1 pseudogene is annotated in these 390 nt (G+C 72.6%); it reads right to left on the bottom strand.

Annotated elements, in window-relative coordinates:
* Positions 1 to 71 precede the first annotated feature (71 nt).
* Positions 72 to 390: pseudogene (locus TN53_RS42780) on the bottom strand (sulfite oxidase); the annotation flags it as partial.

Raw genomic sequence — 390 nt, 5'->3', positions numbered from 1 at the left:
CCGGACGCGGCGAAGGGACGGGACTCGCCAAGGCTCTGATCCATCCCGATGAACTCGCCGCTCGCTTTGGCTCACACTGCCTGCACCGGGTGTCGGACCACGGCGTCGAAGAGGTAGCCCTGGGTGTTCGGCACGGTGGTGTCCGGCTGGGTACGGCCGGTGCTGTCCGTGGCACGAGCGAGCAGGCTGTACGTGCCTGGGGCCGGTGGACGCCAGTCGGTGGACCAGCGGACCCAGCTGTCGCGGCGCGCGGCATCGTGCAGCCGTGCCCGGTGCCAGCGCTGCCCGCCGTCCGTGCTGACGTCCACGCGGACGATGCCGTCGGTCCCGGACCAGGAACGGCCTGTCAGCCGGTGCGTGCGGCTCGCGTCCAGGCTCGCGCCCCAGGCG

It is taken from the genome of Streptomyces sp. WM6386 (genome assembly GCF_000972385.1).
Lineage (GTDB): Bacteria > Actinomycetota > Actinomycetes > Streptomycetales > Streptomycetaceae > Streptomyces.
This window is presented reverse-complemented; position numbering and strand designations above follow the sequence as displayed.